Below are 15,184 nucleotides of genomic sequence, written 5' to 3'. Positions count from 1 at the left end.
GCGAGTTCGGGCTGGATCACAACGAGAGCAGATCCTGGCATGGCTGGCACCGTCATGTGTCCTTGGTGATGCTCGCCTTCGCCATGATGGCGGCGATCCGACATCGCGCTAATCCGCCACCGCCCAAAAAAACCAAACGCCGCCCCCCGGCAAAAGCCAAAGCATACCCACGCCGCCGCTGATCCGTTGGTCAATCCAGGAAATCCGCCGCATTGCCATCAGACTTGCTCGAAAGCGTATTCAACCCGCACGCATCATCGCATGGTCTTTCTGGCGCAGAGCTCATCAGGCTGCCGCTCAACGCGCTCATGTCAAATCAAAAAGACAACTGTAATGCTAGGTGTGCGGTCAGCTCGCCGGGCGAAATGCGCGCCAGCGCCATCCGGTGCTTGCTCGCCGGACATGGGTCGCTCGCCTATAGAGCCAGCCACACGCCGATGGAACAGCCGACGCCCGCTCCCCTCAGCGCAACGCACATCGGCTCCGCCGAAGCGGCCAACGTCGACCAGGTCCGTCTGGTCTGCAACGAGTACGGACGCTGCTTCCGCACCCGCGGACCGCGCTACGTTCAGCGGTACTACAGCGACGACGACAGCTATGTCGTGCGCCGGAGCTATGGCTACTCCGGCGGCCCGGGCTACTACGATCGCGGGTACGGCTACTACGGCGGCGGCCCGAGCATCGGCTTCAGTTTCGGAACGCGAGGCTGGTGAGCCAGCCACGGAAGAGCCGCTCTCAAGGAGCGGTCATCGCACAATTGCCGCGACTTGTTGTTGCGACTTGTTGTTGCCACTTGGCGCCCATCTTGCAAGACTTTGTCGCGGAGCAAATCATCCGACGGAAGCGCTGACCTCGCCATGGACTTGAATACCATCACGACAGTGGTCCATCCGCAAACGCGCGCGCAGCTGCCCGTTTGGACGCCAGGCGATGCTTGGCTCGCGGGCGGAACTTGGCTGTTCTCGGAGCCGCAGGTCCACCTGACTCGGTTGATCGATCTCACCGATCTGAAATGGCCGGCGCTGACGATCACAGAGAGCCATCTTACCATCGCCGCGACCTGCACCGTCGCACAGCTCGATGCCCTCGCCTGCCCGACCGACTGGCTCGCGGCGCCGCTGATCAGCCAGTGCTGCCGCGCCTTCCTCGCCTCCTTCAAGGTCTGGAAGACGGCGACGGTCGGCGGCAATCTCTGTATGTCGCTGCCGGCGGGACCGATGATCTCGCTCACCTCCGCGCTCGACGGCGTTTGCACCATCTGGAAGGCCGATGGCGGCGAGCAGAAGATTCCCGTCGTCGAATTCGTCACCGGCAATCAGCGCAATCGCCTGACAGCAGGCGATCTGCTGCGGCAGATCGATATCCCGCTTGCCGCGCTGAAGCGCCGCTCGGCGTTTCGCCAGATCTCGCTCGTACCGGTCGGCCGGTCGGCCGCGCTTCTGATCGGTAGCCGCGATGCCGATGACACGCTGACGCTGTCGGTGACCGCATCGACCGTGCGCCCAGTTCAATTGTCGTTTCCCAAGCCGCCCGATGCGCGCGCGCTACGCGCCGCAATCGAGCAGCAGATCCCCGACGCGTTGTACCACGCCGACATCCACGGCAAGCCGCTCTGGCGCAAGCACATGACGCTGCGGCTCGCCGAGGAGATTCGCGGTGAATTGCTGGACACGGCACGGCCATGAGCTTCGAGATCAACGGCACGCCGTTTTCGCAGGAGCCGCGCGCGGGACAGTGCCTGCGCACGTTCCTGCGCGAGCTCGGCCATTTCGGCGTCAAAAAGGGCTGCGACGCCGGTGATTGCGGTGCCTGCACCGTACTCCTCGACGGCGAGCCCGTGCACAGCTGTCTGATCCCGGCCTTCCGCGCCGACGGCCGCGCCATCACCACGATCGAAGGGCTCGGTGGTGACCATGGCGCGCATCCGTTGCAACAAGCCTTTCTCGACGCGCAAGGATTCCAGTGCGGCTTCTGTACCGCCGGCATGATCGTGACGTGTGTCTCGCTCAACCAGGCCCAGCAGCGCGATCTTGGCGCAGCGCTGAAGGGTAACATCTGCCGTTGCACCGGCTATCGCTCGATCGAGGATGCGATCCTCGGCCATAACAATGTCGAGGAGAGCGTCGAGGCCGGCGCTGCGTTCGGCCGCAGCCTGCCGGCGCCTGCCGGCCCCGACATCGTGCGCGGCAAGGCACGCTACACATTCGACATCGCGATCGACGGCCTGCTTCACATCAAGCTGCTCCGCTCGCCGCACGCGCATGCAAAAATCCTCGCGATCGACAAGTCGGCGGCGCTGGCCATTCCCGGCGTGCACGCGGTGCTGACGCACGAGGATGCACCATCGGTCCTGTTCTCGACCGCGCGGCATGAGAAGGACTGGATGGACCCAGAGGACACCCGCGTGCTCGACGATGTCGTGCGCTTCATCGGGCAGAAGGTCGCCGCAGTCGTTGCCGAGAGCGAAGCCGCCGCAGAGGAAGCCTGCCGCCGGCTGAAGGTCCAATACGAAATCATGCCCGCGGTGGTGGATCCCGAGCGGACGATGGAGCCGGGAGCGCCGATCATTCATCCCGACCGCACCACAGCGAACCGGGTCGCCGACGCGCAACGCAACATCGCGGCTGAGACGCATGGCGAACTCGGTGATGTCGCAACGGCGCTAGCTGCCTCTGCGGTGACTTTCAAGGGCACCTTCAATAGCCACCGCGTGCAGCACGCCGCACTGGAAACCCATGGCGGCCTCGCCTGGCTCGATGAATCCGGCGTGCTCAACGTCCGCTGCTCCACACAAGTACCGTTCCTGACCCGGCGCGCGCTGTCCGACATTTTCGCGCTTCCGATGGACAAGGTCCGCGTGTTCTGCGAGCGGGTCGGCGGTGGCTTCGGCGGCAAGCAGGAGATGTTCGTCGAAGACATCTTGGCGCTCGCCGCGCTGAAGACCGGCCGGCCGGTCAAGCTCGAGCTCACCCGGGAAGAGCAGTTCATCGCGACCTCGACCCGGCATCCGATGCGGGTCCACGTCAAGGCCGGCGCCGATGCCGAGGGCAGGCTCACCGCGCTCCAGCTCGACGTGCTCTCCAACACCGGCGCCTACGGCAATCACGCCGGCCCCGTGATGTTTCACGCGCTGTCAGAGTCCATCGCGGTCTACAATTGCCCGAACAAGCGGGTCGACGGCTTCGCCGTCTACACCAACACGGTGCCATCGGGCGCGTTCCGGGGCTATGGTCTGCCGCAGACGCTGATCGCCGTGGAAGCGGCAATCGACGAGCTGGCGATGCAGCTCGGCATCAGTCCCTACGACATGCGTCGCCGCAACGTGGTCAAGCCCGGCGATCCCATGCTGGCGCCGCCGCCGTCGGAGTATCACGACGTGTTCTACGGCTCCTATGGGCTCGACCAGTGCCTCGACCTCGTCGAGCGCGCGATGCAGGCCGACAGCTCGCAGCCCGCGCTGTCGGCGGAGTGGCTGATCGGCGAAGGCATCGCACTGACCATGATCGACACGGTACCGCCCGCCGGCCACCTCGCGGATGCCGTGATCGCGCTCAACGATGACGGCGGCTTCGATCTCACCGTCGGCACCGCCGAGTTCGGCAACGGCACCAGCACTGTGCACCGGCAGATCGCGGCGACTACGCTGGCAACCACCGTCGACAGGATCCGCCTGCGCCAGTCCGACACCACTCACGGCGGTCACGACACCGGCGCCTACGGCAGCGCAGGCATCTTCGTTGCGGGCAAGGCGACGCACGCCGCGGCGATGCAGCTCGCCACCGAACTGAGGGCAACCGCTGCCGGCGCGTGGCTGTGCGATGTGGAAACCTGCGTGCTCGATGGCGACTCCGTCGTCAGCGGGGTGCGGCGGATGTCCTTTGCCGAGCTGACCAAGCTTGCGCGCGAACGCGGACAGCCGCTCGCGGCGAGCGGTAATTCCGGCGGCACGCCGCGCTCGGTCGGCTTCAACGTCCAGGGCTTTCGCGTCGCGGTGAACAGGGGCACCGGCGAGCTCAAGATTCTCAAGAGCGTGCAGGCGGCGGACGCCGGCGTCGTCGCCAATCCGATGCAGTGCCGTGGCCAGGTCGAGGGCGGCGTCGCGCAGGCGCTTGGCGCTGCGCTCTACGAGGAGATGGTGATCGATGCAGATGGCCGCGTCACCAACCCGAAATTCCGCGACTATCACCTGCCCTCGTTTGCCGACGTGCCGCGCACCGAAGTCTTCTTCGCCGATACGTCCGACACGATCGGACCGCTGGGCGCAAAGTCGATGAGCGAGAGCCCGTACAATCCGGTCGCCGCCGCACTTGGCAATGCGATCGCGGACGCGACCGGCATCCGCTTCACTGCACCGCCGTTCAAGCCGGACCGGCTGTTTCCGGCCCTGCACGACAAATTCGGATCCTAGCTGCCGCGATACGTCGAATAGCTCCAGGGAGTGACCAGAAGCGGCACGTGGTAGTGCCCCTCGGGCTCGCTGACTGCAAAGCGCAGCGGAATCTCGTCGAGGAACGGCGGCTCGGACAAGGGCACGTTGCGCTCGGCATAATACTTGGCAACGCTGAATTTGAGCTCGTAGCGGCCGATCGGCAGCGGGCGCCCCCCGATCAGCGGCTGGTCGGTGCGGCCGTCCGCGTTGGTCACGGCGCGCGCGATCACGCGGCTCTCGCCGAGGCTCGCGAGCTCGACCAGTTCGACCGTGATACCAGGCGCGGGCCTGCCGGCGTGATTATCGAGCACATGAGTCGAGAGCCGGCCATGCACCTTGAGCTTGTCATCAGCCGCGACAAGCTGATCGAGCCGCAGCGCCGAGATACGGCCGATCTCCTCGATCGCACGTCGCGTCTCGGTTTTGGCAATATTGAGCAGCCGCATCTCGAAGTCGCGCAGGACGGAATCCTTGGTGTGACGGCGGACGCAGACGATATAGGGAAAGCCGAACTTTGCACGGTAGGCATTGTTGACCCGCTCGAACGCGGCGTATTCGGCATCGGACAGCCGGTCGAGACCGGCGCTGTTCTGCTCGTCGGTCGATTCCGCGGTGAGGCCCGCCGCGCGCTGGGTCTTGTTGGCGAGATCGGGATGCGCCCGGATCAGTGCCAACTGCACGTCGGGTTCGGCACTCTGGATCGCTGCCATCAATGCGGCGTGCAGTTGATTGAGGCCGGTGAACGGCCGCTGTTCGGCAAGCTGCTCAGCGAGCCACGGCGAATATTCGACCACATTGGCAAGCGCGGCGACGAAACTGGCCTTATCAGCGGCGTTGAGATCGGCGAGCGAAATTCGCGACATCGTCCGCTCACCCGATCTCGAATGCATCGGCGGCTAGATGCGCGTGCTTGTCGTGCCAGTGCTGGGCGATCTGGAGCCGCGTCGGCACCCAGACCCGTTCGTGCTTGCCGATATAGTCGAGGAAGCGGATCAGGCCTGCGGCACGGCCAGGCCTGCCGGCGAGACGGCAGTGCAGCCCCACTGTCATCATCTTCGGCGCAGTCTCGCCTTCGGCATAGAGCACGTCGAAGGCGTCCTTCAGATAGGTGAAGAACTGCTCGCCCTCGGCAAAGCCTTGCGGGTTGATGAAACGCATGTCGTTGGCGTCGAGCGTGTAGGGAATGATGAGCTGCTTGCCGCTCGCGCCCTTGACCCAATAGGGCAAATCGTCGGCATAGGAGTCGCACAAATAGAGGAAGCCGCCCTCCTCCATCAACAGACGGTTGGTGTTGATCGAGGAACGTCCGGTATACCAGCCGAGCGGCCGCGCGCCGGTGGCCTCGGTGTGGACGCGGATCGCTTCCGCGATCTCGGCGCGCTCCTGCGCCTCGGTCATGTCCTTGTGCTCGATCCATTTCAGGCTGTGGCTCGCGATATCCCAGCCGGACTCCTTCATCGCCGCGACGATTTCCGGATTGCGCCTCAGCGCAGTGGCAACGCCGAACACGGTGGCCGGCCACTTCCGCGCGTCGAACATCCGCCACAGCCGCCAGAAGCCGGCGCGCGAACCATATTCGAACATCGATTCGATATTGGCATGGCGCTGACCGGCCCAGGGCTGCGCGCCCAACACGTCCGACAAGAACGCCTCGGACGCGCGGTCGCCGTGCAAGATGTTGTTCTCGCCGCCCTCTTCGAAGTTGACGACGAACTGCACCGCGACCCGTGCATGACCCGGCCATTGCGGATGCGGCGGGTTGCGGCCGTAGCCGCGGAGATCGCGCGGATAGCGGGCGTCCGTCACTCAGACTGCCTCGAAGCGGATCGGGAGGGCGCCCTTCCACAGCACGCTCTTGCCGAGAGTGGCCAAATTTTCCAGGCCGGAGGTCAGCGTGATGAAGTGGTTGCCGGCGAGCTGGCCCATCTTGCTGGCAAAGTGCACGCCGCCATAGGCGAGCAGGATCTCGGTCTCGCTGATACCGCCGGGATAGAGGATGATCTGGCCGGGCGCGGGATAGCTCGTGTGGTTCTCGTAGCCGACGCCGAAATCAAGGTCGCCGAGTGGCATCCACACGCCCTCGCCGCTCCAGCGCACATGGATGATGTGGCTTTCGAACGGCAGCGCCTTGCGGAACGCGGCAACGGTCTTGGGCGCAAGCTGCTCCTCGAAGCGGGCATCAAAGGAGAAATCACCGGCGCGGATAACGAGTTTGCTCATCTCATCTCTCTGGATCGGGGGCAGCAGCCCACGGGGAACTTTCAGGCAAAGAGCATTCCGGGCGGCTTCGCGCAAGTCCGTGACGCCTCACCTGCGGTCGTAGGACCAACCGAAAAGGCCGCTCCGCCGCACCTCCGGTTCCGGCTCGGCGGCCGGCTGCGGCGCCTCCTTCAGTTCCGCCTGCGGCGGGGGCGAAGGCGGTGCCGGGAGGTTCTCGCATTTCATGGAATAGACCAGCTTGCCGTCCGCGGTCCGCCCGATCGGGGCACAGAGATCGGGATGCGCCGCCGTGGCCTTTGGCGTCAACTTGACTTGCGCCGCGGCAGGCGAGGCGATCAGCAGAAGGACCAGCAGATATTTCGACATCGTTGTCGCTCAAAGCTCGATTTACCCCATTCAACCGGATTGCAGGGGGCAAGTCCACCGGCCGCACGGGTGCGATTGCCGAATATTTAGCCGAGACTAAAAAAAATGCTCGCCCCATCGTGATTCCGAAGCTGCTGATATTCGGCAGACCCATCGCCATGTCACCGGCGACGACGAACACACCAGACCCTCTCACAGCCGGGGCGTCGTCACGGGAGAACAACGATGCGAACGACCTTCACCATTTTCGGCGCCGCGCTGATCGCCGCCATCACCATCCAGGCCGCCGCCGCGAACGACCGTCATCGTGTCCGCAAGGCGCAACCCGCGCCGATCACCCACGCGGTGCGCGACTCCAACGCCACCATATGGCCGACGCAGCCGACCGCGCCGGACTGGTCGCGCTACGCCAACGGCGCCATGTCGGCCCCGGCAGGACGGTGATGTTGCACGCATAGGGCGCAACTGCCTCCATATCGTCATTGCGAGCGAAGCGAAGCTATCCAGTCTGCCTTCGCGGCAAGACTCTGGATTGCTTCGCTTCGCTCGCAATGACGGAGCAAGGAGCGGCACTGCAATCCTCCAACTCTTATTTGCACTTGCAGACACACCTTCGCGTTCTCGCGGCGCGTTTCGCCCGAGCTTTGCTTCGTCGCTTCGCCCTCTCAAAGCCAAGAGGGCGCAGGGAAGGCCGGGTGCCGGCTGGCACCCGCGGTCCGCTGCGCGAAAAGCACACGCAGAAAAACCGCACAGCAGCATACAGGTGACGCCGAACACTCGGCCTTCCCTGCGCAGGGGAAAATAATGATGCATAGGGAATTGTAGAGACGCATACGGAAAGCCTAAGTTGTTGATCTGGCGACAATAACCGTCACATAATGCCATGCGCTTCCTTACGCCTTCCCACACCCCATTGGGACAAAACCGGGGACACACATGGCACGCAAAGTCCGTCACAGCGCGCTGGAGAGCCGCAGCGCCCGTCTGGTTCGTCGCAAGCCCTATCCCGGCCCGTCATTGGCGCGGGGCGTCTCGCTGCTCTATCGACGTAATCGCACTAATGGCACGTGGGTGGTGAAAGCGAGCGACCGTCATGGTGCCTATTGGACCAAGCGCATCGCCGATGCCGATGATTTCGCGGATTCTTGCGGCAAAGATGTGCTGACGTTCTTTCAAGCGCAGGACGCGGCGAAGAAGCTGGCGCGTGGCGATGATGGCACCGGCGACAATGCACCCGTCACCGTAGACGGTGCCCTCACAGCCTATGAAGCCGATCTCAAGGCGCGTAGCTCCAATCCCTACAACGCGCAATGGCCTCGCGTGCACCTCACGTCCGTGCTGCTCGCCAAACCGCGTCTGACAGCACTAACGTTGCGGGAGGCGCGTTGATGTGTGTAGGGCACTCTTACATACCGGGCGTTTTGACGACCAATTTTATGTTCAAGAGGTTGACGCCCTTGAACGGGTTCGGCGCGCTTTCGATAGTGCCGGTGCCCGTAGCGTTCGCATAGGCACCCGTGCCCGAGAGGATCGTATATTCGCCCTTTGACTGGCCGTCTTTGACCGAGCCGGTATAACGCGCCGTGATCGAGCCATCCTCGAACGTGTAGGTGCTGTAGCCGTAGAAGGGTCCCGAGCCTTTGAGCAAGTCTGAGGAATTGACGAACTCTTTCACTCCGATACGGCCATCCTTGAAGACCGCGACGCCGAACAATTTGCCGGACGCGACCGTCTGGCCTTCGATGTTTGCTGCCTCTGTTACTTTGTAATCGATCGGCTTAGTGACGAGCTTGAACTCAAGCACCTGCTCACCCGCGAAGGCATTCGAAGCTGCGGCGGCGGCAAGCGCGGCTGACAAGACATAAGGAGCGTAGCGCATTCGCATGGTTTCCCCTCAAAATAGCTAGAAAAATAAGTCCCGCTTTGGCGGGACGTCGATTTCTAGCACAACCACCAGTGACTTGGTAAACGATGTTGGAAAGACGGGACAGTCATCCTGACGTGACAAGCGGCCCTAAGTTGTCTACCCCGCGTCACGATTTCGAACGCATGATCCGGCCGTGGTTGCTGCAACGCCTTCGCCTCATCCCACGGCGCGCGCATCCAAACGTCGCACTCCTCGTCCGTAGTCAGGATCACCGGCATGGCCTTCGGGTGGATGGCGCGACGATCGCGTTCGGTGCGGTTGTTAGAAAGCCGCAGCAAATGCGGGCCAGGGATCGGCTTCGATTTGGTGTCGCGATCGCCCTTGAGCTCGGACCAGATGCTGACGAAGGCGAACAGCGGCCGATCCTCATTCAGCGCGAACCAGACCACGTCCTTCTTTTTGTCTCAGGGGTCGGCTCCGGCGCGCACTCGGCAAAGCTGTTGGCCGGGATCAGCAGCCGGTCGTCGCGCGAAGAAGGCGGTCTGATCGTTGGCGGCTTTGCTCGTGGTTGTGCGGCAGCGCACTCCTTCAGTGCAAGTCGGCACCTTCCTCAGCCGAGGTGATCTCGCCACATTGGGGGCACCGAAAAATGCGGACCGTCTTGCCCGTGCGAGTATCCAGTAACGTGGTGAGCAAGTGATGCTGTCGATTGCAGCGAGGGCAGCGACGATCTTCCTGCACCTGCTGAGGCGGGAGCTTGTCGCCATTCGAAGAGTTCATCGTCCGCTCCACCGCGGACGAAACCACCACATCACCGTTAGACATATTAAATTACAGAACGGACGCTAGTTCCCCAACAGATTGGGGACACCGCGCGGGTGCGCTCCCCTGGGTTCGATCCCGGATAAAAGCCGCAGTGCCTGCCGCTTCTGCACAAGCAGTCTCGTCGTCATGGAGGCATCCAAAGAGCGTGCGGCGCCCGCGGGCCATGGAGAGTCGCTAGTCAGAATTAGCAAGCGATCGATCGCGCCTTAACGTCTAGTATCGATCACGCCTCAACGCCGAGTTTTGTCCCAACGCTCGGCACCGGGAACGATTGAGGGAGACTGCTCCTCAAATTCTCGGAGCCGATCGATTTGCGTTCTAAGGTTCGGCGGTAGTTCCGGCTCTGGTTTCAGCGACGCTCGTAGCCTCTCGCCGATCTCTCGAACGATGGCCCGGCTGTGTACGTAGTCGATCTCGATGCGGTTGCGCATGGCGGAGCCTTCGGTAACAACAACGCCACCGGCAGGCCATCATTACTCCCCCGCAACCGATCGGGGCGCGGCTGGCGATTTTGAATGGAACCGGAGACCGCCGCTTTTGGCTATCTTGCGCGAGCGCTTGTAGAGAAAAGCGGGTCGGCGACCTTTGGCTATCCGCGACATGCGCCGTGTTGGTACCGGCGAGCGGCGGTCTCACATTTCTAAAGCTCGCGGACGGCTTTCGTTCCCGATTTCTGATCGCGACGGCGATGTTCCATTTGAAAGGAGCGGCTAGTCGCACTGTCGCCATGGCCGGCAACTTCCGAAGCGGGCGAAGACATCGAGCCGCGCGGCCGCCGGTATCGCGCTCGCGATCATCACCGTCGTCAACGGTCTCGGCACGAGCCTAAACGACAAGTTTGGTTCGATCAGCAACTCGCTGAAATAATTGACTAAGCCGTCTCAGGAATAACGCTCCACGCCGGACGAATGGTGATGCGCCTCCGGCGCTGCTGGATGATGCCGGTCTACTTTTGGCTCTCATATCCTGCGCCCGTTCCATCGCAGCCTAGAAGTGCGTCAAGTCGATCTCAGCAGACCTTGCGCTAAAAGGATGGTCGGAACTTAGGGGGCGTCCAATGATCGGCGTCCGTGAATACCAAGAGCAGCTTCTCGCTACATACAGGGATCGTCTAGCCCGCATCGAACGCGGCGAAGTCCCGTATAGCGCAAAGGAGCAAGCGGTCGAAATCCAGCGCATACAGGCGGCGATTAAATTCAAAGCAAGACTTGGAAGGCAGACACTGAGCCGACCGCGCGAGGAGGTGTCGGGATCATTTGCAGGCTGCTTAGCGCAAGCATACGCGCCGGAATGACAGGCAGCGATCGAAGCGTTGATGTTGGTGGTTCATCTGGATGGCTCGAGGACATTCGCGCACATCGGCATGGCTGCGAGCTTTGATGGCGCAATTGATCTCAATGCCTTTATCGCGTCTCAGTCGGCGTTGCACCCAATTGTGCTTGCAGCCAGTAGTACGTGATTTCGCGCTGTGGTTGGCTTTTTGGCTGGGCGGCAGCAGCCTTGAGTTGTTTGACGAAGTATTGCCGAAACAGAAGGCTGCCATACTACATTGTAGGTAACGAGCCCTGCTCCTTTCTTACAGCGGCAAGCAAAGTGAGCCTATCGCCCTTTGAGCGTTTCGAATTGGCGCAGCCTGTGAATGGGCTCACATCCGGCAGCCACCGACAGGGCTAAGCTCATCCGAAAATTCGTGGTGGAAATACCTTACAGTAGTGATGGTCCAACGACGGGGGCAACGATGCCCGCCATATTCGACCTGCTCTATCGAGAATACTGCCGCGCCCGCCTCGCTGAAATGCGGAAGCAGCTTCTGATCACGGGTCAAAGTCCTGAAATCCTACAAGCGGACTGCGATGCCGCCGAGGCTGCCGAGACTGCCGATTGGAGTTGCATTGACAAGCAGCACGAGATCGGTCACGGGCCACCGAATTGAAGCGGCCACAAGACAAGGGGCTCTCGAAGAATGTCTTATTCAGCGGGAGATTTCAGCATATCAGCGTCAGAATACGATGGCGCAGCGGTGCGTCAGGCCGGGCCAAACCTATGTGGGCAAGCAGGGCTTCACCAATGGTGCGGGTGCACGCGGATCGTGCTGCATTCATCCGGCAGCGATCAGGATGGCATCGTGCTGTTGCCGGAGCTTGATGCTGAACTGGCGCAAAGAATGGCCGCTACTGCGTAACAAGCAACGGCCACAAATGCCGCGCGCCCCTTTTGCCCAGCGATCTTTGATCTTTATCAAGGAGACCAAAAGGTCAGTCATGGTGGACGATCCCACTGCCCAGTCTAGGCGTCGACGATGTCCGATCCACGATCACTAACGCCGGAGATAAATTTCCGCCGAGGCATTGGCCAAGCCGGTGGTCTGGTCGCAATTGGCGTGATCTATTTCGCCCTGGCAAAAGGCGGCCTTGCTCTCGCCTCTATTCATCCCAGTGCAACGCCAATTTGGCCACCGACGGGTGTCGCGCTGGCGGCGGTGCTGTTGTGGGGATATTGGACTTGGCCCGCAATTTTCACGGCGGCGGTGATCGCCAATGCGACGACCGCCGGCTCCGTTGCCACCGCAATTGCGATTGCGACCGGCAACTCTCTTGAAGCGGTTGTTGGCGCTTACCTGATCAAACGATGGTCGAGCGGATGCAATACGTTTTTGACGCCAAATTCTGTCGCGAAGTTTGCCCTGATTTGCTTCATGATCGCGACACCGATCAGCGCCAGCATCGGACTGACCAGCCTGGCAACCGCCGGGTACATCGAACCGACCAATTTCGCAAACGCCTGGGTCACATGGTGGCTGGGAGATGTGACCGGCGCGCTGGTCATTGCCCCCGTTATCGTGCTTTGGGCATCAAGCCACTATCACGCTTTCAACCGCAATGACTTTTTGGAGACGGTCTGCGTCCTCGCAACCGCGGCGGCTGTTGGACTGATTGCTTTCAGCCCCCTGATCGAGCAAACGCCGAGTCGAGATCCACTGGGTTTTCTTGCGATCCTGCCAATGTTGTGGGCGGCGCTGCGCCGCGGTCCACGTGACACCGCAACGGTTGCGCTGGTGCTTGCGGGCATGACGATTTGGGGGACGCTCACGGGCGGCGGTCCCTTTACGACCGCGGATCTCAACGTTTCATTCCTGCTGGTGCTGATGTTCCTGATCAGTATTACCGTTCCAAGCTTGTTACTGAGCGCCGACGTCGAAGTGCGCAAGAAAGCGGAGGAACGTCTGCGCCGCGCGCAGATCGACCTCGAACGGAAGGTCGCAGAGCGTACGCAACAGCTGGAGCTCGCCAATGCAGCAAAATCGCGCTTTTTTGCCATGGCGAGCCATGATTTGCGGCAGCCACTACATGCATTAGGCCTGTTCGTTGCACAGCTGCGCACGCCGCTCAAATCGGGTGAAAGGATAAAGACGATCGAGCAGATCGATGCAACGCGCAAGGAAATGGATGAAATGTTCAACTCGCTCCTGGATATTTCCAGGCTCGATGCCGGGATCTTTACCCCCAAAATTGCCGAATTCCCGATCGCACGCCTGTTGCAAACAATTGAGACGAGGTTTGATCAGGCAACGCGAGAAAAAGGCCTACGCCTAAGCGTTAGGCGAAGTGACGCCTGGGTGCGGAGCGACGCCATGCTGCTCGAACGCATACTGCTCAATCTGGTATCCAATGCGGTGCGCTATACGTTGGAGGGCGGGATCATCGTCGGATGTCGTCGGCGCGGTGAAATGTTGCGTATCGAAGTATGGGATAGCGGTCCCGGCATTCCTGAGGATCAGAAGCAGAATATCTTCGGCGAGTTTTTTCGAATTCCTGCCCCAGAACCGAACCGGTACGGCGGCCTGGGGCTCGGCCTGGCCATTGTCGACAGGCTTCGCCTACTTCTCAACCATCAAATCGACTTAGCTTCGACTGTGGGCCGAGGTTCGCGATTCGCGATCCTAGTTCCGATGGCCGATGAATGCGTCACGTCCACCGAGCCGGTCGACTCACCTCAACCCGCAGCCTTCGCTGTCGACGACAAGGTAATCCTTGTTATTGCAGATACTCCAATTGTGCAGGAGGGAACGGGCGGATTGCTTGGCAAATGGGGATACTCCGTCCTTACCGCCGGGTCCGACGAAGCTGCACTTTGCCGACTTGCTGAGCGCGAACAACGCCCCGATCTTATAATCTCGGACTATCATCTTGCGAGCGGCAAGACCGGGATCCGAGCCATTGAACAAATCAATGCGGCGTTTGGTTCCTCAATTCCAGCTATTCTCATCAGCGGCGATACGGCAGCTGAACCATTACGTGATGCTAAGGATAGAGGATACATTTTGCTGCACAAGCCTGTCGACCCAATGCGGCTCCGCGCTGTCATGCACGAGCTACTTAGGGATCATGACGACAGGAGAGATACCGGGGCGGCTTTATGATTCAGATTTCGGCGGCAACTCCCAGCCCATTTTTCCTACTTTAATTACTGCCTCGGTGCGGCTTGTTACGTTGAGCGCCTTGAGAACGACCGTGATGTGGTTCTTCACGGTCGGCACTGCCACATTGAGGATCTTGGCAATGGACTTGTTGCTTCTTCCCTTCATCAGGAGCGCAAGCACTTCCATCTGCCGATCGGTCAACCCGAGACTCTTAAGAGAGTCGCGCGTCGCTGGCTTAGTTGTAAGCTGTGGAGACGTTGTTTCCTCCAGAATTTCCGAGGGAATGTAGACTCCGCCGGAGAACACCAACTTGATAGCATTGAGTATAACCTCACGTTCCGTAGTTTTCGGGATAAAGCCAAGAGCGCCAAGTTTGAAAGCGCGCTTGACTGTGTCTTGATCATCCGATGACGAGAGAATGACGACGGCAATGGTCGCATAGTGGTCACGCAGTTCGCGGAGAACAGAGAAGCCATCTCGATCGGGCAAATTGATATCAAGCAAAATGAGGCTGACGTCGGGATGTTCCTCGACGATGCGCATCGCCTGCTGGCCGTTCGACGCTTCAAAAACGACGGCTTCTCGCTTCAGTTGTTTCAGAACAGCGTGCAACGCCTCCCGAATCAATGCGTGATCGTCGACAATCAGAACCTTCATTAAAAAGCGCTCCGTCATCCCTGCACGGAGGTATAATTGAAAAATTATACACCCTCCTTCGGGTCTTTGGCGACGACGAAGATGGCGGAAGATTGGGTCCCGAAACCGCTCAGCAACGTCCCGCACTCAAGGTAGGAGCCGAAGCTGTTGTGTGCCTTTAGTTGTAGTCGCGTCACATAGTAGAACAGCGGAAAAGCGAGCCGGATTAGGAGAGTCCGCGCGAGTCAGACACTCCTTCGCCTATGCGCAGTGGTGAAATGCCCATGATGTGTCTCACCGATTACGGTATTGATGCGGAGAGCTGCGGCGCGACAATCAAGATGGGAATCCCGCGACAATCAGGATGAGAATGCGCCGCTGCCGGGGTGACGAAGGGAGGGCGTAGCCCGACCGGAGTTAC

The 15,184-nt window shown here is 61.0% G+C and carries 13 protein-coding genes and 3 pseudogenes; 8 read left to right on the top strand and 8 right to left on the bottom strand.

What is annotated here, in order from left to right; all coding sequences use genetic code 11:
- From IVA82_RS31950 to IVA82_RS31935, 4 genes and pseudogenes are all read left to right on the top strand, one after another.
- Positions 1-182: pseudogene (locus IVA82_RS31950) on the top strand (IS701 family transposase); the annotation flags it as partial.
- 255 nt (positions 183-437) lie between these two features.
- The gene (locus IVA82_RS31945; RefSeq protein ID WP_247385710.1) at positions 438-713 is read left to right on the top strand and encodes a hypothetical protein; all 276 of its coding nucleotides are present in this window, start codon (positions 438-440) and stop codon (positions 711-713) included.
- A 144-nt stretch (positions 714-857) separates the two neighbouring features.
- Positions 858-1,685: an FAD binding domain-containing protein gene (locus tag IVA82_RS31940; protein ID WP_247385707.1), complete on the top strand. Its 828-nt coding sequence runs from the start codon at positions 858-860 to the stop codon at positions 1,683-1,685.
- On the top strand, positions 1,682-4,408 hold the full coding sequence (locus IVA82_RS31935; protein WP_247385705.1) for a molybdopterin cofactor-binding domain-containing protein: 2,727 nt from the start codon (positions 1,682-1,684) through the stop codon (positions 4,406-4,408). Before IVA82_RS31940 ends, IVA82_RS31935 begins: the two co-directional genes overlap by 4 nt.
- Here IVA82_RS31935 and uraD read toward each other — a convergent pair.
- From uraD to IVA82_RS31915, 4 genes are all read right to left on the bottom strand, one after another.
- A complete protein-coding gene (gene uraD / locus IVA82_RS31930; RefSeq protein WP_247385704.1) occupies positions 4,405-5,292 on the bottom strand; it encodes a 2-oxo-4-hydroxy-4-carboxy-5-ureidoimidazoline decarboxylase in 888 nt (295 codons plus the stop codon). The two genes, IVA82_RS31935 and uraD, sit on opposite strands and share 4 nt — an antisense overlap.
- Positions 5,293-5,299: 7 nt before the next feature.
- Entirely contained in the window at positions 5,300-6,235 is a 936-nt protein-coding gene (gene puuE / locus IVA82_RS31925; RefSeq protein ID WP_247385702.1) for an allantoinase PuuE, read from the bottom strand.
- Positions 6,236-6,649: a DUF3830 family protein gene (locus IVA82_RS31920; protein WP_148738639.1), complete on the bottom strand. Its 414-nt coding sequence runs from the start codon at positions 6,647-6,649 to the stop codon at positions 6,236-6,238.
- Between the two features lie 87 nt (positions 6,650-6,736).
- Positions 6,737-7,015, bottom strand: coding sequence for a hypothetical protein (locus tag IVA82_RS31915; RefSeq protein WP_247385700.1), 279 nt, complete (start codon positions 7,013-7,015; stop codon positions 6,737-6,739).
- Positions 7,016-7,240: 225 nt separating this feature from the next.
- Between IVA82_RS31915 and IVA82_RS31910 the strand changes: the two genes are divergently transcribed.
- Together IVA82_RS31910 and IVA82_RS31905 are read left to right on the top strand one after the other, a co-directional pair.
- Complete coding sequence (locus IVA82_RS31910; RefSeq protein WP_247385699.1) at positions 7,241-7,459, top strand: hypothetical protein; 219 nt, start codon at positions 7,241-7,243, stop codon at positions 7,457-7,459.
- Between the two features lie 492 nt (positions 7,460-7,951).
- Entirely contained in the window at positions 7,952-8,404 is a 453-nt protein-coding gene (locus tag IVA82_RS31905) for a hypothetical protein (protein WP_247385697.1), read from the top strand.
- A gap of 16 nt (positions 8,405-8,420) precedes the next feature.
- On the opposite strand, the gene IVA82_RS31900 is transcribed toward IVA82_RS31905, so the two are convergent.
- Together IVA82_RS31900 and IVA82_RS31895 are read right to left on the bottom strand one after the other, a co-directional pair.
- The gene (locus IVA82_RS31900) at positions 8,421-8,894 is read right to left on the bottom strand and encodes a hypothetical protein (protein ID WP_247385695.1); all 474 of its coding nucleotides are present in this window, start codon (positions 8,892-8,894) and stop codon (positions 8,421-8,423) included.
- A 62-nt stretch (positions 8,895-8,956) separates the two neighbouring features.
- Positions 8,957-9,408, bottom strand: a pseudogene (locus IVA82_RS31895) (SOS response-associated peptidase family protein); the annotation flags it as partial.
- Positions 9,409-10,478: 1,070 nt separating this feature from the next.
- On the opposite strand from IVA82_RS31895, the pseudogene IVA82_RS31890 reads away from it, so the two are divergent.
- Positions 10,479-10,574: pseudogene (locus IVA82_RS31890) on the top strand (Flp family type IVb pilin); the annotation flags it as partial.
- Positions 10,575-11,805: 1,231 nt separating this feature from the next.
- Here the strand turns inward: IVA82_RS31890 and IVA82_RS31885 are convergent.
- Positions 11,806-11,970, bottom strand: coding sequence for a hypothetical protein (locus tag IVA82_RS31885; protein WP_247385694.1), 165 nt, complete (start codon positions 11,968-11,970; stop codon positions 11,806-11,808).
- A gap of 36 nt (positions 11,971-12,006) precedes the next feature.
- Between IVA82_RS31885 and IVA82_RS31880 the strand changes: the two genes are divergently transcribed.
- On the top strand, positions 12,007-14,127 hold the full coding sequence (locus IVA82_RS31880; RefSeq protein ID WP_247385692.1) for an MASE1 domain-containing protein: 2,121 nt from the start codon (positions 12,007-12,009) through the stop codon (positions 14,125-14,127).
- Here IVA82_RS31880 and IVA82_RS31875 read toward each other — a convergent pair.
- The gene (locus tag IVA82_RS31875) at positions 14,122-14,784 is read right to left on the bottom strand and encodes a response regulator transcription factor (RefSeq protein WP_247385690.1); all 663 of its coding nucleotides are present in this window, start codon (positions 14,782-14,784) and stop codon (positions 14,122-14,124) included. The genes IVA82_RS31880 and IVA82_RS31875 overlap by 6 nt on opposite strands.
- Positions 14,785-15,184: the final 400 nt, after the last annotated feature.

Origin of the sequence: Bradyrhizobium sp. 142 (assembly GCF_023074015.1) — a bacterium.
Taxonomy (GTDB): Bacteria; Pseudomonadota; Alphaproteobacteria; order Rhizobiales; family Xanthobacteraceae; genus Bradyrhizobium.
This window is presented reverse-complemented; position numbering and strand designations above follow the sequence as displayed.